Raw genomic sequence first — 18,469 nt, forward strand, 5'->3', positions numbered from 1 at the left:
GGGACTCCACCTGATTTTTACAATGTCTGATACTCGTATGGAAGCGCATAAACAGCTACGCCCCCGAAGTCGGGGGCGCAGCCTAAGTCAAGCATTCAAACTGCTTATCAGAAACGCTGGGTGTAACGCATGTACAGGAAGCGACCGATGTCGAAGCCGCCGAAGTAAGAAACGTTTGCGCTCGGCTGGCTATACAGGGTCGGACCAACGCGGTCGAATACGTTATTGGCACCGGCAGAAATCGTGGCGTTCCACGGAGCATTCCAACGAACCTGGACGTCGTTGAAGACGGTCGCGCCGCGCTCATTGGTCGGGTTACCAACCGAAACGCCCTGATTGTTCGGAGCGCGATAGTTGGGATCGCTGCACTCGTCCGGGAACAGGGACGCACTCAGGCAGCTTTCCTTCAGACCGGAGAAGTAACGCACCGTCCAGCTTGCACCGAAATCACCCTTATCCCAATTGAATGCCACATTGGAACGGACGCGGAAGTGGGTACCCGTGGTGGTCCCCGCCCAGCCCACACCCGTGAACGGGTTCGGATTGGTAACGGAATTACGGGTGGTAACCAACTCGTCGCGACTGGTGTAGGTAGTCGTCCACTTGACGCCGAAGGTTCCGGCCGTGTCGGTGGCCAGGCGGTAGCCCAGATCCAGATCGTAGCCCTCAACTTCACGGTAACCCGCATTGATCGAGGTGCGGTTCAAGGTGTTGACGATGCCCGTAACCGGATCACGAGTGAACGCGTTGCAGCGCTCGGCAATGCCGTTGATGTAGCAGTCGTTGAGAATCAGATTCGCCGTATCACCGATGATGGTGTTCTCGACACGGATCTGCCACCAGTCAAGCGACACGTTCAGGCCATTGACGAAGCCAGGGCTCCAGACAAAGCCCAATGTCTTGGACGTGGAGGTCTCCGGGGTCAGCTGATCGTTGGAGCCGGACAGGAAGGCCAGAGGCGTCTGCGACGAGGCTGCCGTGGTCGGCACGAAACCCTGCGCTTGCTGACGGAAGGTCGCCGCGTTGACGGGCAGCGCGGCAGCACAGCGTGCGCGCACAGCTGCGCTGGTGCGAGAAGCACCGAACTGGACGTCGCAAGGATCGGTGTACGAATCGAAGCTCTGCGAACCGCCGCCGTAAAGGTCGGAGATGGTCGGCGCACGGAAGCCCTCGGCCCAAGTGCCGCGGACCAGCAACGACTGGAACGGCTTCCACTTGAAGCCGAACTTGCTGTTCACGGTGTCGCCGAAAGTGTTGTAGTCGGAGTACCGGGAGGCCAGGCTCAGACTCAGCTCCTGGGCGAAGGGCAGATCAGCCAGGATCGGCACGTTGAGCTCGGCATAGACTTCTTCCACCTTGTAGCTGCCACCGGTGGGGAAGTTCGCCAGACCCGAGGTGTTGCCCGACTGCGCCAGCGCGTCCGGGCTGAACTCGCCCTCTTCCTTACGCTGTTCAGCGCCCACGGCAAAACCGAGATCGCCAGCCGGCAGGGTGAACAAGCTACCCGACAAGTTGGCCGAGATGACCTTGGTCTTGGTGTCCGCAGTTGCGTGCGTGGTGGGGATCAGGAAGTCCTGCAGGGCCTGGTTGCCCGTAAACGCACCCGGACCGGTCAAGCCAGCGGCGATGAACGGGTTGAACGGCACGCACTGCGCCAGAGCAATCGGAGCGGCAGCCGAGCCGCACTGCGCAACGCCGGATGCATTGATGAAGGACGGACCCACAGCTGCACGCAACGAGGTCAGGTTGAGATCACCGTAACCGCTCTGCACCAGCTTGTTGTTGTTGTACAGGTAGCCCACATCCCAATCGAAGATGCGGTCGCCAACATTGAACGAGCCATCGAATGCACCCGAGAAGCGATACGTGGTCAGCTCGGCGCGCGTGGTGCGCGGCACTTCGGTCGTCCGGCGCCACCAGTTCGGAATTTCACGATTGAGCGGATTGAACGCGCTATCCACCGATATCGGCGAACCGAAGGCGAGTGCCTGGTACGGGTAGCCCGCGATCTGGCGCTCGGAATCACGATTGCTGTACAGCACGTTGGTACGGAAGCGAACGTTGTCGGTCAGGTCGTACGACCCATCCACGAACAGCGAGCGGCGCTCCTGCGGAGTACGCAGGTCGGTCCAGCGGTTGGTGTTGGTCTTGTCCTGGGTAACGGTCTGGTCGGTGTTCTGGACGCGGTAGTCGGCCGGGTTGTCCGGGTTGCCGCCATCGCGCACCAGGACGCGGACTTCGCGGTTCGGATTGGTTGCTGAGGCGGCCGGGTAACGGACATTGGGAAGCGCATCCGCTGGGCGGCTGACGAATCCACCGAACTCGCCGACGGCGGTCCAGCCAAAGTCCGGATGATTGGACGAACGCGGGAATTCCGAGTACGGACGGTCAGAAGCAGCAACCTTGTTTTCCTTGGCATATTCGATGCCAACGGTCAGCGTTCCACGCTCGCCGGTCACGCCCATCACGAAGTCGGCATTGGTCGTTTCGCCATCGCCCTGCGAGTACTGGCCGTAGTAAACGCTGCCGGTTGCGCCATCGAAATTGGTGCGGGTGATGATGTTGATGACACCGGCGATCGCGTCGGAACCGTAGATCGAAGAGGCGCCGTCCTTCAGCACTTCGATGCGATCGATCGAGGAGACAGGAACGGTGGAGATGTCCTGCAGGCCGTCGGTGGTGATGCCCAGACGCTTGCCGTTGACCAGGACCAGCGTACGCGCTGCACCCAGGTCACGCAGGCTGATGTAGGTACCACCGACTGCTTCGCCGGACGACAGCGGCGAGGCGCGGCTGATCGGCGGCGTGCCGACTGCGCTGATGTTCTGCAGGATGTCGGCGACTGACGAGAAACCCTGCTTCTCGATGTCGGCGCGGCTGACGGTCAGAATCGGCTGCGCGGTTTCGGTATCCACCTGGCGGATGCGCGAACCGGTGACTTCGATGCGATCAAGATTGGTCGCGCCGGTGTCCTGGGCGAAGGCGATCGTAGGCAGTGCCGAGGCCGAAGCGCCAACCGCGATGGCGAATGAAATCGCGTCGCGAAGCTTGCTGGTCTTGTGAATCATTGAGCTCTCTCTCTCCAAGATCTGGTAATGGCGTGATGAACAACCGTTCGAGGGATCGAAAAAGCGAGCCCAAAACGAAGGTAGAACGGATAGTAGCTATCAATTTGGAGAAATTAAAGATGCGTTAACAAGAAATTGTCTTCTCGTGAATTTAGCCTCAAACTGTGATACCAGGTATATTATTGAGACCACTAAAGTCATACACCTGCATGCCGATAACGCTGCAAATGCGTGCCCTACACCTGCAGGCGAACACAGGCATTAGCGGGCGCAGGCAAGACTGCACGGCAACCTGGAAGGGCGCCATGCATGCATTTACACATATGTAAGTGAACTGGAAGCCGCAGCTCCCGGGCCAGGATCGCTCAGCCAGGAATCAATGTCTGGATCACATGCTCGACGTAGGACTCGAATTCTTCGCGGGCCTGCTTGGGTTGCTGCAGTTGCAGCGAGAGCTGCAGGAAACCGACATAGGCCGCGTAGGCCAGGCGCGCGCGGTGCTGGGCGTCGGTACGGGACAGGCCGGCCTGGCGGAACGAGGCGATCAGGTAATCGAGGCGGCGCTGCGAGACGCGGTCGATGACCGGGCGCACCGCCGGATGGTCGAGTGCCTTGAGCAACTCGCTGTAGATCACGTGCGGCGTGACTTCGTGGGCGACCAGTTGGAACAGCGCGCGCAGGCGTGCGCTGGGGTCGGGAACGTCTTCCAGGCTGCCGAACACTTCCTTCTGTTCGAAGATTTCCCAGCGCTCCAGGGCCGCCTGCAACAGCGCGTCGCGCGAGGGGAAATGCCAGTAGAAGCTTCCCTTGGTAACGCCTAGCCGACGCGCCAACGGCTCGACGGCGACGGCTCCCACACCCTGTTCGGCGATCAGGTCCAGCGCGGCCTGCGCCCAGTCGTCCGCGCTGAGGCGGTTGCCGCGACCGGAACTGGCACGGGGTGTGGTCGGACTGGATTCGGTAGTGTCGTTCATGGCGCGATTTAACCATACGCCTGAGTCAGTTGCAGTATGTATCACAAAAATGACAGACAACTGCCACGATTCAACGGCTTAACCATCCATACCAGAGAGTATTGACAGCGGGCCGGCAGCCTCCATACCATTAGGTATGGTCACCTCTCCTTCTACGCTTGCCCCTCTTGCGGCCATGTCGCGCATCAGCGCTGGCGATGTGGAGTTGGCTGTGTCGGTACGGGGCCAGCAGCACGCACCAACCGTGGTGCTGGCGCATGGGTTTGGGCAGACGCGGCACGCCTGGGAAGCGACGGCAACCGCGCTGGCGCAGGCCGGCTACCGCGCACTTTCCTACGATGCGCGCGGCCACGGCGACTCGAGCGTCAATGCGGTCGACCTGCCCTATTCGCCAACACAGTTCACCGACGACCTGATCGTGTTGGCAGGCGAGCAGCCGCAGCCGCCGGTGCTGGTGGCGGCCTCGATGGGCGGCCTGTTCGGGCTGCTTGCCGAGGCGCGTTGGCCGGGGCTGTTTCGCGCGATCGTGCTGGTCGACATCACGCCGCGATGGGACACCACGGGCGTTGAGCGCATCCTGCGCTTCATGACCGCGCATCCGGATGGATTCGCTTCGCTGGATGCGGCCGCCGATGCAATCGCCGCGTATCTGCCGCATCGCCCGCGCAAGACCGCACATCAATTGCAGGCATTGCTGCGTCAGCGTGCAGACGGCTGTTGGCACTGGCACTGGGACCCGCGCCTGGTCGACGAACTGGCTGGTCAGGATGCGCAACTGCAGCAGCACGCCCTGGTGGAAGCCGCAGCGCAGGTGCGCTGCCCGATGCTGTTGATCAGCGGCGGGCGCAGCGATCTGGTCACCCCGGACAACATCAGCGAATTCCTGTCGATCGCCCCGCACGCGCAGCACGTGCAGCTGGCCGACGCCACGCACATGCTGGCCGGCGACGACAACACCACCTTTACCGCCACCGTGTTGCATTATCTGGACGCACTGCCCTCGGTTAGCACCATTGCAGCGTCCAACATCACCGAGCATGTCACTGGAGCAAGACCATGAGCATCGTTGCACCGTTCCTCCTCGTCATCCTGGCGGCGGGCATCGCTGCCTATCACCGCATGCGCCTTGCCACCTGGGTTGCGATCAGCGCCTGTGTGCTGGTGGCCTGCTGGCTGCTGGATGCCAATCTCACCGCGACCATCGTCGCTGCGGTACTGGTGGTGCTGGTCTCCGCGCCGGTGCTGCTGCCATTCCTGCGCAAGCCGCTGCTGACCACGCCGCTGATGGCGTTCTTCCGCAAGGTGCTCCCGCCGCTGTCACAGACCGAGCGCATTGCGCTGGAAACCGGCTCGGTCGGCTTCGAGGGCGAGCTGTTCACCGGCGACCCGGATTGGCAGAAGCTGCTCAATTATCCCAAGCCGCAGTTGACCGCCGAAGAGCAGGCGTTCCTGGATGGGCCGGTGGAAGAACTGTGCAAGATGGTCAACGACTGGGAAATCACCCACGTCCACGCCGACCTTCCGCCGGAGCTGTGGGACTTCATCAAGAAGAACAAGTTCTTCGGCATGATCATTCCCAAGCAGTACGGCGGCCTGGGCTTCAGCGCGCTGGCGCACCACAAGGTGATCCAGAAGCTGTCCTCGATTTCCAGCGTGGTCAGCTCCACCGTCGGTGTGCCGAACTCGCTCGGACCGGGTGAGCTGCTGCTGCACTACGGCACCCCGGAACAGAAGGACTATTACCTGCCGCGTCTGGCGGTGGGTGCCGAGGTGCCGTGCTTCGGCCTGACCGGCCCGTTCGCCGGCTCGGATGCGACCTCGATCCCGGACTACGGCATCGTCTGCAAGGGCGAGTGGAACGGCGCCAACGTGCTCGGCGTCAAGCTCACCTTCGACAAGCGTTACATCACCCTTGCACCGGTGGCCTCGTTGATCGGCCTGGCGTTCCGCGCCTACGATCCGGATGGCCTGATCGGCGACAAGAAGGACATCGGCATCACTCTGGCGCTGCTGCCGCGCGAAACCCCCGGCGTGGAGATCGGTCGTCGCCACTTCCCGTTGAACTCGCCGTTCCAGAACGGCCCGATCCATGGCGAAGAAGTGTTCATCCCGCTGAGCCAGCTGATCGGCGGCGTGGAGATGGTGGGCAAGGGCTGGAACATGCTCAACGAGTGTCTGGCGGTGGGGCGTTCGATCACCCTGCCCTCCACCGCCAGCGGTGGCGGCAAGTACGCAGCTGTGGTGACCGGCGCGTATGCGCGCATCCGCAAGCAGTTCGGCCTGTCGGTCGGTCGCTTCGAGGGCGTGGAAGAGGCGCTGGCGCGCATTGGCGGCAAGGCGTATGCCATCAGTGCGCTGGCACAGGCCACTGCCGCAGCAGTCGACCGTGGTGACGTGCCGTCGGTGCCGTCGGCGATTGCCAAGTACCACTGCACCACCATGGGCCGCGAAGTGGTCAGCGACATGATGGACGTGATCGGCGGCAAGGGCATCATCCTGGGGCCGCGCAACTTCGCCGGCCGCGCCTGGCAGGCCGCGCCGATCGGCGTGACCGTGGAAGGCGCCAACATCATGACCCGCAGCCTGCTGATCTTCGGCCAGGGCGCGATCCTGTGCCATCCGTGGGTGATGAAGGAAATGAAGGCGGCGCAGGATCCGGATACGCGCCGCGGCCTGGAAGAGTTCGACCAGAGCCTGTTCGGACATATCCGCTTCGGCGTTTCCAATGCCGTGCGTTCGTTCTGGTTCGGCCTGACCGGTGCGCGCATCGGCGCAGCGCCAGGCGATGCATACACGCGTCGCTTCTTCCGCAAGCTGGATCGCTACTCGGCCAACCTGGCTTTGATGGCCGATGTGTCGATGCTGATGCTGGGCGGCAAGTTGAAGTTCAAGGAATCGTTGTCGGGTCGACTGGGCGATGTGCTGAGCCATATCTACATGACCAGCGCGATGCTCAAGCGCTACCACGACGAAGGCGCACCGGCCACCGACCAGCCGCTGCTGGCCTGGGCGTTCCACGACAGCGTGCACAAGATCGAAACCGCGCTGTCGGCAGCGCTGCGCAACTTCCCGATCCGCCCGGTGGGCTGGCTGATGTGGGTGCTGATCTTCCCGCTGGGCCGTCGCGCCGAAGCGCCGGGCGATCGCCTGGGCCATCGCGTGGCATCGATCCTGATGGCGCCCAACGAAGCGCGCGACCGTCTGGCTCAGGGCGTATTCCTGACCCCGTGCGCGAACAACCCGGGCGGACGTATCGCCAGCTATCTGACCAAGGCAGTGATGGCCGAGCCGGTGGAGCGCAAGTTCCTCAAGGCGCTCAAGACCAAGGGCATCGAGGCGCTGGATTTTCCGGCGCAGCTGGACGAAGCGGTGGCCGAGGGCGTGCTCACCCTGGACGAGCGCAAGCTGCTGGAAGAGCTGCGCGAGATCATGATGGACACCATCACCGTGGACGACTTCGATCCGCACGAGCTGCGTGCGGCCAGCTTCTACGACAAGCCGCAGGCTCAGCAGCCGCGCGAAGCGGCGTAAGACTCAGGTCAAGGTAATGTGCGAAGACGGCGGGCTTGCAGCCCGCCGTCGTCGTTTGCGGAGCCTGGTTATCGTGGAGACCGACCATCTAGCGACTGCGCTGTTTGCCGGCGGCGTCTTAGACCCGTTCACAGCCACTGCACTTAGGCACGCTGTAGGAGCGGGCTTGCCCGCGATGAGGCGTTGCCGGTAACGCCTCATCGCGGGCAAGCCCGCTCCTACGGGAAGCGAACAGGCCGTCTTAGCGCGGCAGCCACACCAGGCCGAGTGCGATCAACGCGGGCAAGGCCTGCACGAAGAAGATGCGGCGGTTGACGCTGTAGGCGCCGTAGCAGCCCGCCACCACCACGCACCCCAGGAAGAAGCTCAGCACATCGAACCGTGCTGCCAGCGCGCCCCAGAGCAGGCCTGCGGCCAGAAAACCGTTGTAGAGGCCCTGGTTGGCCGCCAGCACGCGGGTGGCCTGTGCCTTCTCCGGTGTGTTGCGGAAGGTCTTCAGACCCAATGGGTGCGTCCACAGCGCCATCTCCAGCACCAGAATGTAGACATGCAGCAGACCGACAAGGATGCCGGCGATGATCGCGAACAGGGACATGGCGAGAAAGGCATGTAGAGGTGGCGGCAAGCATAGCCGCGATGCGGCGCCATCTGCCTGGCAAGACGCACAGCGTGCGACCGGTGCATCGCGACGCGCTGGCGTCACCGGCGCAGCACTGGACGATGCAGGGTGAGCGGCGGCGCATGCGGGCCGTCATCCACGGGCCGCCGATGGCGCCCATCGCATCGGGATGGATGCCCCGTGCAAGCGACATCACGCAGCAGCGATTGGCCGCGGGCGCTATGTGCGTCATCGCTGCATGGATCTCCAGCGCGCAGCCACCACGCACCCGCACAGCAAGGGCGTTAGCGGCCCTGCGACTCCGCTGCCCGCGCTTCCGCCACACCATCGCGCTCTGCAGGCAGCTTGCGTGCTTCGCGCAGCAGGCCGAACGTGCCCAGCGTCATGCCCGCTGCCGCCAATAGCCCGACCCCGAACACCGCAGTGGACCCCAGGCCCGACACCAGCTTGTGGATCCACACAAAGCTCAGGTCGCCGCCGCGATAGACCACCGTATCGATCGCCGCACCGGCCTTGTAGCGCCATTCGCGACTGACCCGCGTGTAGAGGGTTTCGCGCGCCGGTTTGGCCAGTGCGAACTCGCTCGAGCGCGTGATCACCTGCACAATGGCGATCATCAGCGGCAACGGCGAGGCCGCCAGCACCGCATACCCCAAGGTGATGGCCACTCCTGGAATCAGCAATGCCGGTGCAATGCCGAAGCGCGACAGCAGCGCACGTGTCACCAGCAATTGCAGCAGCAGGGCGAGCGCGTTGACCGCCAGGTCGATGCTGGCGTAATACGCGGTGCTGGCCGCCGCATCGGTATACAACCTGCGCACCAGCGCCGCCTGCTCGTTGTAGAGCAAGGTGCCCACGCCCACGCCGAACAAGGTCATCAGCGCCAGCCAACGCAGCAACGGCTCGCGCGCGATCAGCTTGAGGCCGCCGAGCACGTCGCCACCGATCGGTACTTCGCCGGAGTCCAGTTGGCGCTCCTGCTCGCGCGCCACCGCCCACAAGCGCAGGCGCAGCACGCACACCACGCAGACCGTAAGGAACCCGGCCGACACCAGCATCAGATGCGCAATGCCGATGCGCTCGACCAGGGTGCGGGTGAGGATCGGCCCGAGAAACGCGCCCAGGGTGCCGGCCGCGCCGATATAGCCATAGTAGTTGCGCGCTTCGGCATTGCTGAAGACATCGGCCATGAAGCTCCAAAATACGGCCACGGCAAACAGGTTGAAGACCGTGAGCCACAAAAAGAACGCCATCCCGCGCCCTGGCACGCCGGTGTCGAACAGCACGTAGAACAGCAGCAGGGTCGCAATGAAGAAACCGTAGACCGCCGGCAGGAACACGCGCCGCGGATAGCGGCTGACCAGCGCGCCATACACCGGCTGCAGCAGCAGCATGATCAGAAAGGTGCAGGTAAACAGCACCTGCAAGGTGAAATCCTTGAGCGGCATGCCGTGCGCGGTGAAGAAGCCGATCATGCCGGCCGGAAACAACGCGGCCACATCCGACGATGCACCCATCGCCTCGCGCACCGGACGCAGCACGTAATAGCCGCTGAGCAGGCAGAAGAAATACAGGAACGACCACGCCAGCGGTGGCGAACTGCGCAGCGCAGCGCCTAGACGGCCAACCGCCGAGCGCGGTGCAGAGGGACTGGTCATGGCGTCAATATCGCCCGTGCGAACGAGCCCGACAGCAAGAACATGGCAGCGGCAGCACCTGGCGAAGGAGCGCGCAAGTTAGCCGATGCGGCGCAGCACCACCAGCAGCGGAGGCAGGAAGCTGCGACGCGCGCGTGGGGCCGCCCGGCACGGCGCTTGCAACCCACTTCGCATGCACCGTCAGAGCGTGCACCTTCGGAGCGTCGCCACGGCCGTGACCGGCCCGATTTCTGAACCCAAATCGTCAATAGGATCAATATGATGCCCATTCATCTTCCGGCAGTTTGTGCTATTGCGAAGCGCGGCGCTAGAATCGCTCCAAGCAGTGGACCAGGCGGGACAACCATGACAGTAATGCGCAGGCGCCGACGGTTCCGTCCGTTGGCCATCGGGCTGCTCGGGGCGTTATTGCCTCTGGCCCTTTCTTCCACGGCACAGACGCCCGCGCCCACCGCTTCTGCGCTGCAGCCGGCGACCATTGCGCAGTCGCCCACCGCCCCGCTTCCGTATCGCAGCGCGTTGCCGGCCAGCAGCGTGTTGGCGCCGGCCGCCGGCTTCGACGTGGCGGCATTCGAATCGATGGCCGATCAGTTGACCTACGGCAACCGCGTACCCGGCATGGCGATGGCGATCGTGCAGGGCGGCAAGGTGCTCAGCGCGCGTGGCTATGGCGTCACCGACGTCAATCACCCGCAACCGGTCGATGCGCATACCGTCTTCCGCCTGGCGTCGCTGTCCAAGGCCTTTGCCGGCACCATGGCCGGCCTGCTGGTCAACGATGGCGTGTTGCGCTGGGACAGCAAGGTGGTCGACTACGTGCCCGGCTTCCAGCTGAGCGACAACCTGGCCACCCGCCAGCTCACCGTCGCCGAGGTGCTCAGCCACCGCGTCGGCCTGACCCGCAATGCCTACGACCGCGATATCGAATCCAACGTCGACTACTACTCGCTGAGCCACAAGCTGGCTGCCGCGCCGCTGCGGTGTGCGCCGGGCGACTGCTACGCGTATCAGAACGTCGCCTTCAGCCTGGTTGGCGATGTGGTTTTTGCCGCCTCCGGCAGTTTCTACGAGCAGTCGGTGGAGCGCCGCATCTTCAAGCCGCTCGGCATGAACGATGCCAGCATGGGTCTGGCCGGCATCCAGGCCAGCCCGCATTGGGCGCGCCCGCACGTGCGTAGCCGCAACGGTTGGGTGTCGCTGACGCCCAAGCCTACCTACTACCGTCTTGCTCCTGCGGCCGGCGTCAATGCCAGCGCCAGCGACATGGCGCAGTGGCTGCTCGCCCATACCGGCCATCGCACCGACGTGTTGCCTGCGCCGCTGCTGGCGACCTTGCATGCGCCGTTGATCTCCACGCCAGGCGAAATGCGTTCGGGCTGGCGCCATGAGCGCGTGGACGCGGCCAGCTACGCGCTGGGCTGGCGCGTGTTCGACTACGCAGGCCATCAAGTGATCTTCCATGCAGGTGCGGTGCAGGGCTACCGTGGCCTGGTCGCGTTGCTGCCCGAACGCGACGTCGGCATCGCCATCATGTGGAACGGCGAAAGCGGCCTGCCTTCCGGCATGCTGCCGACCATCCTGGATCGCGCACTCGGCTTGCCGGCCAAGCGTTGGCTGGATATCGATGTGGACGGCGATTTCGGCAGCGAGAACATGCTGGCGGAGAAGGCCGACCCGGCTGGCAAGGGTGCATCGTCCGGCAAGTCGGTGGCGTCGCCGCGTTGAGTTGACGCCTCGAAACCGACGCGGTGCATGCATGACCACAGGCGGCCTTGGCCGCCTGTGTCGTTTCTGGCTGTCGGGACATGCAGGTGGATGCGTGCGTGGCGATAGCCAGGTGCCGCCGAACAGAGTGCCTAGTGCAAACGCTACAAGCTCATCCGTCACCCGGGGAGGACGGCGGGACTTCGCTCGTCGTCATTGCGACGACAGGGGCGGCTGCAGGGACCGGACAGTAGATCGATGCGAGATGCGTGCGCTGTACCGCGGCCGCTGCCGGTTTCATCGCTGGACCGACGACAGCCTACGCGTCGCCACGACGCATCGAAGCCACTCGCCTGGCAGTTGCTTGGTCGGAATGCAGGTACGGGCAGTGCGAGCGCGACGACCGGTCATTGCATCCGGGAGAGCGGTGGTTCGAGCAATCACACCGCCGGGCGACGACGGGAAGATCCTGCATGAGTTCTGCCAGCGGCACCGCTATCGGCACAGTCTGGAATCATCGCCGCCTCTAAGGCGGTGAGCGTGTGAGCGGCGCGTCCGACGCACAGGACCCATCGATTCGCCGCAACATCCCTTTAAGCCATCGCCGGCCTGGCACTGCTGTTGTCGCTGCCAGCACGGCGCCAGACCCACAGCGCGCCTTCTCGCAGGCGACGTCGCCTCAAGGGCGGCTGGCAGTCGCGTGCTGCATCGGGCCTGGCCACGGTACGGTATCGCCCAATAAAAAAGCTCCCTCCCCGCTGGGCGTCGGGGAGAGAGCTCGATGTTTACGGCGATCGGGTGTTACAAATCAGATCAGCGGTGCCGGAGTTGCGGGCAGCGCGACCGGAGCGGCCTTCTTCTTGCGAGCGGCCGGCTTCTTCTTGGCGACCTTCTTCACAGCAGGCTTCTTGGTGGCGGACTTTTTGGTCGCCTTCTTCGCTACTGCCTTTTTGGCGACTTTCTTGGCGGTCTTCTTGACGGCCTTTTTGGCGGCAGTCTTCTTGGTCGCCTTCTTCGCGGTCTTCTTCACTGCCTTCTTGGCGGCAGTCTTCTTGGTTGCCTTCTTGGCAGTCTTCTTCACTGCCTTCTTGGCGGTCGCCTTCTTTGCAGTCTTCTTGACGGCCTTCTTGGCAGCAGTCTTCTTCACTGCCTTCTTGGCGGTTGCCTTCTTAGCGACCTTCTTGGTCGCCTTCTTGGCAGCGGTCTTCTTCACTGCCTTTTTGGCGGTGGGTTTCTTTTTCGCAGCTTTTTTAGTGGCCATGTAATTGGCTCCTCGTCAGTGAACTATGGAGTTGAAACGCCCAGTTGAACCAAACCCCGCGCCGGCATGCCGTCGTCGGGTACCGTCCGCAGGTAATGCGCGACGGGACGGATACAGAAACACCCGCATCGAACGGCGACACGGGTGCGTGGTCGAAACGACAACTGCTTTTCTGGAGAGAAGCGGACCCGACTCCACCTTTGAGCGTGCTTCGGTGGACCTCTTGAACAAGCGTGTCGGCTCGATGTCGATTCTGCTCACTCTCTTTCGCAGCAATGTCTGCTGGGCGAAACCTAATCACGCTTTTTTTTACTGTCAACACTCTTTTGCAATTTTTTTTCAGCAGACCATCGCCACCTTCGCCATCGAGGTCCGGCAAGTACACCGCGCGCAGCCCGCCGCGCGGGCTCGCAGCGCGCGCCCACGCCACAGCGGCTTCAAAAAAGCGCTTCTTTTCCGCTGTTTTTCTCAAACGCTCCAAATCTGCAAGCCATCGCCGACGGCAACGCTGCGGCGACACGCTGCACGTTGCGGCATCGTCCGCCGCCTGTCCGCCAGCTGAAAATTTTTTATCCCGCAACTCCACTTCCGGCGTCGCACAAGCAGAAATGCGCAAACTTATTGCGCTGTTCGATCGCCATGCACGCGCGCTTGCGCATCGCCGGCAGCATGTCGCACGACATCGATCCGTCGTCGGCGCGCGTTGCACGCGTCGATTTTTTTCACCGAGCACACGCCGGATCCTCACGAACGACTCACGTCAGAAATCCGACGCGCCGGCATGCAGGTGGTGGTGCGTCGATACGTCGGGCATGGATGCCACCGCACGCATCGCATCAAGTCATCACCAACCGCCTTGCGGGCATCCGGTCGTCAGCGCATGCAGGCGACCGTGCAATCGCCCATCCGATCACGCTCGCGTGCGCACATCACAACCGCGTCAGCGGCAGCGCACCCAAAAAAATGGCCGCTCTGCGAGCGGCCATCGGTGTGCAGCAAGGACGACGGACTCAGTGGTCGTCGTCTTCCAGCAGCTCGGCGTAGTCGTCCGGCGACAGCAGGTCGTTGAGCTCTTCCTTGTCGTCGAGTTCGACCACGAAGATCCAGCCTTCGCCGTAGGCGTCTTCGTTGATGGTCTCGGGTTTGTCGCTCAGCGCGCTGTTGACCTCGACGACGGTGCCGCTGACCGGGCTGTAGACGTCGGAAGCGGCCTTGACCGACTCCACCACCGCCGCGCCGTTGCCGGCCTGCACGGTATCGCCGACGCCGGGCAGTTCGACGTAGACCAGGTCGCCCAGCAAGCCCTGCGCGTGGTCGGAGATACCGACGGTTACGCGGCCGCTGCTTTCGACGCGGGCCCACTCGTGGGATTTGAGGAACTTGAGGTCGCCAGGGATCTCGCTCATGGGTGTGCTCCGGGGAAACTGGGGTTGGGGACAGGTGGTTAGTTTAGACCGCGCGACAAGGCAGGTGCACGCGCGTCGGCAGGGCCAGGTTGCATGCGGTGGCAGGATGCCGGCCGACTGCGGCCGGCATCAGCCGGACTCATTCGCCAAGGACGCCGGGCTGCGCCTGGCCATCGCGCACGAACGGAAACTTCACCGCGCGCAACGGTACCTGCTTGCCGCGGATGTCCACGCGCAGATCGTCGATGCTGCCGGCCGGCACGCGTGCGAATGCGATCGCCTTGCCCAGCGTGGGCGAGAACGTGCCGGACAGAATCTCGCCCTGGCCGGCAGCGGTGAGCACGCTCTGGCCGTGGCGCAGCACTCCCTTCTCATCCATCACCACGCCGATCATCTGCCGCGGTGCGCCTTGCGCCTTTTGCGCTTCGAGCACGGCGCGGCCAATGAAGTCGCGGCCTTCGTCGAGCGCGATGGTCCAGGCCAGCGCGGCTTCGTACGGGCTCACTGCATCGTCCATGTCCTGCCCGTAAAGATTCATGCCCGCTTCCAGACGCAGCGTGTCACGCGCGCCAAGACCGGCCGGCTTGACGCCCTGTGCGAGCAACGCATTCCAGAATGCGACTGCCGCGTCCTGCGGCAACACGATTTCAAAACCGTCTTCGCCGGTGTAACCGGTGCGCGCAAGAAACAGATCGATGCCATCGCGCGAGCGCGTCTGCAAGGCGGCGAAACGGCCGAGCTTGCTCGCTGCCGTGGCGCCGGCCGGATCGAGCAGGTCGATGACCTTGGCGCGCGCATTGGGGCCCTGCACTGCGATCATCGCAAAGTCGCCGCGCTCTTGAACGCGCACCTCGAAGCGTGCGGCCTGTTCGCCGATCCACTGCAGATCCTTTTCGCGGGTGGCGGCGTTGACCACCAGACGGAAGAAGTCTTCGGCCATGAAATAGACGATGAGGTCGTCGATCACCCCGCCCTGCGGATTGAGCATGCAGGTGTACAGCGCCTTGCCCGACACCTTGAGCTTGTCCACCGAGTTGGCGAGCAGGTAGCGCAGGAATTCGCGCACGCGTGCGCCGTGCAGGTCGACCACGGTCATGTGGCTGACATCGAACATGCCGGCATCGCGACGCACCTGATGGTGTTCGTCCAGCTGCGAGCCGTAGTGGATCGGCATGTCCCAACCGCCGAAGTCGACCATCTTGGCGCCGAGCGCACGATGGGTGTCGTTGAGGATGGTCTTCTGGGTCATGGGCGCCGGTCCAAGGGAAAGATGCCCATTATCGCTGCCCTGCCGTCGTTGCGGGTAACCGTGTCTGCGCGCAGGCGCGGCGATCACCGAACGACGCAAGCCGGCAAACGCACGCCGCGCTGCAGCAATGGGCGACCGGGTGGCATGCCCTGTCCCGGCGATCAGCTGCTGGATTGCACCAGCAAGGTCATGCCATCGACGCCGACAATGCGCACCGGTGCGCCGGCGGGCAGGTCCGGACCGCTGACCACCCAGAACGCATCGTCGACCTTGGCACGACCTCGGCCATGGTGGATGGCTTGATCGAGCAGCACGCGGCGGCCGATCAATTGCTCGGCACGCTTGTTGAGCAGGGGGCGATCGCTCTGCCGCCCCTTGCCGCGAAACCAGGTGCGATAGACCTGCACCGACACGAAGCTGAGCACCACGAACGCCACGATCTGCCCCAGCAGCGACATGCCCGGCAACGCAAGCACGAGGGCGCAGACGGCGGCGGCGGCGATCCCCATCCACAGCAGGAACGCCCCCGGCACCAGGGTCTCTGCAGCGATCAACAGCAGCGCCAGCACTCCCCAGATCACAACGTCCCAGCGCATGGCTCAGCCTCCGGCGCGCGGCGGCATCGGCGGCACGCGCACGGTTGGTGCGTCGGGCTTGCCGATCGCTTCCTTGGCCAGTTCGGCGATGCCGGCGATCGAGCCGATGATGCCGCTGGACTCCATCGGCATCAGCACGAACTTCTGGTTGGGCGCGGTGGCCAGCGCCTTGAACGCCTCCACATACTTCTGCGCGACGAAGTAATTGATCGCCTGCACGCTGCCGTTGGCGATCGCATCGGACACCACCTGGGTGGCACGGGCTTCGGCCTCGGCCAGACGCTCGCGCGCCTCGGCGTCACGGAAGGCGGCCTCCTTGCGGCCTTCGGCTTCGAGCACGGCAGCCTGTTTCTCGCCATCGGCGCGCAGGATTTCCGATTGACGCGAGCCTTCGGCCTCCAGAATCTGCGCGCGCTTTTCGCGCTCGGCCTTCATCTGCCGCGCCATCGAGTCGATCAGGTCGCGCGGCGGCTGGATGTCGCGAATTTCGATCCGCGTCACCTTGATGCCCCACGGGTTGGTGGCCTGGTCGACCACGCTCAGCAACTGCGCATTGATGGTCTCGCGCTGGCTCAGCGATTCGTCCAGATCCATCGAACCGATCACGGTGCGGATATTGGTCTGCACCAGCGCGATGCTGGCGATCTCCAGATTGGAGACTTCATAGGCGGCCTTGGCGGCGTCCAGCACCTGGAAGAACACCACGCCATCCACGCGCACCACCGCGTTGTCCTTGGTGATGACGTCCTGGCTGGGAACGTCGAGCACCTGTTCCATCATGTTGATCTTGCGCCCTACGCCGTAGACCACCGGCACCAGAAAGTGCAGCCCCGGACTCATGGTATGGGTGTAGCGGCCGAAGCGCTCCACCGTCCACTGAAATCCCTGCGGCACCATGCGCACGGTCTTGAACAACACGATGACGCCGGCAACCAGAACGGCGATGGCCAAAAACGAAGTCGGAAACATGTGCATCCCCTTGCATGTGACGAGTCGATCCCTGCAACAGTATGCACGCGCGCTGCCCCTCGCCGGCTCTGGGGCTGCAGTGCAGGGATACGCTCGCGCGCCCTGCCGTGCCGGCCGGCAAGTGCCTCAGCGTGCGCAGATCACGCGATGATCAGGCTCAGACAGTGCGCGGGGCGAACATGATGACGGCCATGCCGAGCAGACAGCAGGCGGCGCCAAGCAGGTCCCATCGGGTCGGGGTGATGCGGTCCACCCACCACAACCACATCAGGGCGCTGGCGATGTAGACCCCGCCATAGGCGGCGTACACGCGTCCGCTGGCAGCCGGATGCAGGCTCAACAGCCACACGAAGATCGCAAGGCTCAGCGCGCTGGGCAGCAGCAGCCACGCACTGCCGCCTCTTCGTAGCCATAGATAAGGAAGGTAGCAGCCGACCAGTTCGGCCACTGCGGTGGCGACGAACAGCAACAGCGTGGTCAGCGCAGCGCTCATGCGCCGGTTGCGGCGCCGGTACTTGCCACTGCGGCGGCGGACTCGTCGCGCTTGACCTGTCGCCAAAGCGCTTCCTGCGCGTCTAGCGACAACGCATCCAGGGGGGTGCCCTGCGCATGCGCATGGGCTTCCATCGCACGGAAGCGCCGTTCGAATTTCAGATTGGCATGCCGAAGCGCGGCACCCACATCGACCTTGGCATGCCGCGCGAGATTGGCGCAGACGAACAGCACATCGCCCAGTTCGTCTTGCAGGCGCGCCTGATTGTCGGCGACCGGTCCGCGCGCGAATTCCACCCGCAGCTCCTTCACTTCTTCTTCCAGTTTTTCCAGCACCGGCGCCGGGTCGGGCCAGTCGAAGCCCACCCGCGCCGCGCGCGACTGCAGCTTGGTGGAGCGCTGCCACTCCGGCAGGCCACGCGCGATGCCCGCCAGTGCGGAGTCGTCCTGCTGCCCTGCGGCACGGCGTTCTTCGCGCTTGATCTGGTCCCAGTTGGCGCTTACCGCCTGCGCATCGTCCACCGCCTGCGCGGCGAACACGTGCGGGTGACGGCGAACGAGCTTGTCGCTGAGCGTGGCGACCACGTCGGCGAAGTCGAACGCGCCCTGTTCGGACGCCATCTGCGCATGGAAGACCACCTGCAGCAACAAGTCGCCCAGCTCGTCGCGCAGCCCCGGCAGGTCGTTGCGATCGATCGCGTCGGCAACCTCGTAGGCTTCTTCGATGGTGTACGGCGCGATGCTGGCAAAGCTCTGCTCCACATCCCAGGGGCAACCATGTTCACGGTCGCGCAGGCGCGCCATCAACTGCAACAGGCCCTGGATATCGCCGGTGGACGGAGTCTGGAGCATGGTCTATTCCTGAAGCGATCTTGGAAGGCGCATCCGCGCCGGGATCTTCTGCGCGTTGCGGTATCGCGCGTGGCAGCAAGTCCGGCGCGC

At 63.9% G+C, this 18,469-nt stretch carries 14 protein-coding genes and 1 pseudogene; 4 read left to right on the forward strand and 11 right to left on the reverse strand.

The genetic code is table 11. The annotated features are described in order from the left end of the window. Positions 1-107: 107 nt before the first annotated feature. Positions 108-3,068: a TonB-dependent receptor gene (locus tag FHY18_RS05075; RefSeq protein ID WP_249050268.1), complete on the reverse strand. Its 2,961-nt coding sequence runs from the start codon at positions 3,066-3,068 to the stop codon at positions 108-110. A 365-nt stretch (positions 3,069-3,433) separates the two neighbouring features. Next, positions 3,434-4,042, reverse strand: a complete 609-nt coding sequence (locus FHY18_RS05080; RefSeq protein WP_259151969.1) for a TetR/AcrR family transcriptional regulator — start codon at positions 4,040-4,042, stop codon at positions 3,434-3,436. Positions 4,043-4,178: 136 nt separating this feature from the next. Between FHY18_RS05080 and FHY18_RS05085 the strand changes: the two genes are divergently transcribed. Together FHY18_RS05085 and FHY18_RS05090 are read left to right on the forward strand one after the other, a co-directional pair. Beyond that, positions 4,179-5,102: an alpha/beta hydrolase gene (locus tag FHY18_RS05085; RefSeq protein ID WP_259151970.1), complete on the forward strand. Its 924-nt coding sequence runs from the start codon at positions 4,179-4,181 to the stop codon at positions 5,100-5,102. Continuing rightward, a complete protein-coding gene (locus FHY18_RS05090) occupies positions 5,099-7,573 on the forward strand; it encodes an acyl-CoA dehydrogenase (protein WP_259151971.1) in 2,475 nt (824 codons plus the stop codon). The genes FHY18_RS05085 and FHY18_RS05090 overlap by 4 nt, the downstream gene beginning before the upstream one ends. 241 nt (positions 7,574-7,814) lie before the next feature. Here FHY18_RS05090 and FHY18_RS05095 read toward each other — a convergent pair whose 3' ends face one another. Both FHY18_RS05095 and FHY18_RS05100 read right to left on the reverse strand, forming a co-directional pair. Beyond that, positions 7,815-8,168, reverse strand: coding sequence for a DUF1304 domain-containing protein (locus FHY18_RS05095; protein WP_259151972.1), 354 nt, complete (start codon positions 8,166-8,168; stop codon positions 7,815-7,817). 308 nt (positions 8,169-8,476) lie between these two features. Then, the gene (locus tag FHY18_RS05100; protein ID WP_259151973.1) at positions 8,477-9,850 is read right to left on the reverse strand and encodes an MFS transporter; all 1,374 of its coding nucleotides are present in this window, start codon (positions 9,848-9,850) and stop codon (positions 8,477-8,479) included. Between the two features lie 381 nt (positions 9,851-10,231). Between FHY18_RS05100 and FHY18_RS05105 the strand changes: the two genes are divergently transcribed. Further along, the gene (locus tag FHY18_RS05105) at positions 10,232-11,575 is read left to right on the forward strand and encodes a serine hydrolase domain-containing protein (protein WP_259152507.1); all 1,344 of its coding nucleotides are present in this window, start codon (positions 10,232-10,234) and stop codon (positions 11,573-11,575) included. A 787-nt stretch (positions 11,576-12,362) separates the two neighbouring features. Here FHY18_RS05105 and FHY18_RS05110 read toward each other — a convergent pair. Next, entirely contained in the window at positions 12,363-12,815 is a 453-nt protein-coding gene (locus FHY18_RS05110) for a hypothetical protein (protein WP_259151974.1), read from the reverse strand. 223 nt (positions 12,816-13,038) lie between these two features. On the opposite strand from FHY18_RS05110, the gene FHY18_RS05115 reads away from it, so the two are divergent. Further along, positions 13,039-13,377: a hypothetical protein gene (locus FHY18_RS05115; RefSeq protein ID WP_259151975.1), complete on the forward strand. Its 339-nt coding sequence runs from the start codon at positions 13,039-13,041 to the stop codon at positions 13,375-13,377. A 448-nt stretch (positions 13,378-13,825) separates the two neighbouring features. On the opposite strand, the gene gcvH is transcribed toward FHY18_RS05115, so the two are convergent. The 6 genes and pseudogenes from gcvH to mazG form a co-directional block, all read right to left on the reverse strand. Further along, positions 13,826-14,221 carry a glycine cleavage system protein GcvH gene (gene gcvH / locus FHY18_RS05120; RefSeq protein WP_046964845.1) on the reverse strand — a complete coding sequence of 132 codons (396 nt, stop codon included), beginning with the start codon at positions 14,219-14,221 and terminating at the stop codon, positions 13,826-13,828. 139 nt (positions 14,222-14,360) lie between these two features. Further along, complete coding sequence (gcvT, locus tag FHY18_RS05125; protein ID WP_259151976.1) at positions 14,361-15,470, reverse strand: glycine cleavage system aminomethyltransferase GcvT; 1,110 nt, start codon at positions 15,468-15,470, stop codon at positions 14,361-14,363. Positions 15,471-15,631: 161 nt separating this feature from the next. Further along, entirely contained in the window at positions 15,632-16,066 is a 435-nt protein-coding gene (locus FHY18_RS05130) for an NfeD family protein (protein WP_259151977.1), read from the reverse strand. A gap of 3 nt (positions 16,067-16,069) precedes the next feature. Further along, positions 16,070-17,035, reverse strand: coding sequence for an SPFH domain-containing protein (locus FHY18_RS05135; RefSeq protein ID WP_259151979.1), 966 nt, complete (start codon positions 17,033-17,035; stop codon positions 16,070-16,072). Between the two features lie 157 nt (positions 17,036-17,192). Further along, positions 17,193-17,528 (reverse strand): YnfA family protein, encoded by a 336-nt coding sequence (locus FHY18_RS05140; RefSeq protein WP_259151980.1) that lies wholly within the window; start codon positions 17,526-17,528, stop codon positions 17,193-17,195. A 17-nt stretch (positions 17,529-17,545) separates the two neighbouring features. Then, positions 17,546-18,379, reverse strand: a pseudogene (gene mazG / locus FHY18_RS05145) (nucleoside triphosphate pyrophosphohydrolase); the annotation flags it as partial. Positions 18,380-18,469 lie beyond the last annotated feature (90 nt).

This window comes from Xanthomonas sp. 3793, from assembly GCF_024806835.1.
GTDB classification, from domain to species: domain Bacteria; phylum Pseudomonadota; class Gammaproteobacteria; order Xanthomonadales; family Xanthomonadaceae; genus Xanthomonas; species Xanthomonas arboricola_F.

Bases quoted from the DNA above. Each gene is read 5' to 3' on its own strand.
- FHY18_RS05075 (WP_249050268.1), bottom strand. From the start codon at position 3,068: ATGATTCACAAGACCAGCAAGCTTCGCGACGCGATTTCATTCGCCATC.
- FHY18_RS05080 (WP_259151969.1), bottom strand. From the start codon at position 4,042: ATGAACGACACTACCGAATCCAGTCCGACCACACCCCGTGCCAGTTCC.
- FHY18_RS05085 (WP_259151970.1), top strand. From the start codon at position 4,179: ATGGTCACCTCTCCTTCTACGCTTGCCCCTCTTGCGGCCATGTCGCGC.
- FHY18_RS05090 (WP_259151971.1), top strand. From the start codon at position 5,099: ATGAGCATCGTTGCACCGTTCCTCCTCGTCATCCTGGCGGCGGGCATC.
- FHY18_RS05095 (WP_259151972.1), bottom strand. From the start codon at position 8,168: ATGTCCCTGTTCGCGATCATCGCCGGCATCCTTGTCGGTCTGCTGCAT.
- FHY18_RS05100 (WP_259151973.1), bottom strand. From the start codon at position 9,850: ATGACCAGTCCCTCTGCACCGCGCTCGGCGGTTGGCCGTCTAGGCGCT.
- FHY18_RS05110 (WP_259151974.1), bottom strand. From the start codon at position 12,815: ATGGCCACTAAAAAAGCTGCGAAAAAGAAACCCACCGCCAAAAAGGCA.
- gcvH (WP_046964845.1), bottom strand. From the start codon at position 14,221: ATGAGCGAGATCCCTGGCGACCTCAAGTTCCTCAAATCCCACGAGTGG.
- gcvT (WP_259151976.1), bottom strand. From the start codon at position 15,470: ATGACCCAGAAGACCATCCTCAACGACACCCATCGTGCGCTCGGCGCC.
- FHY18_RS05130 (WP_259151977.1), bottom strand. From the start codon at position 16,066: ATGCGCTGGGACGTTGTGATCTGGGGAGTGCTGGCGCTGCTGTTGATC.
- FHY18_RS05135 (WP_259151979.1), bottom strand. From the start codon at position 17,035: ATGTTTCCGACTTCGTTTTTGGCCATCGCCGTTCTGGTTGCCGGCGTC.
- FHY18_RS05140 (WP_259151980.1), bottom strand. From the start codon at position 17,528: ATGAGCGCTGCGCTGACCACGCTGTTGCTGTTCGTCGCCACCGCAGTG.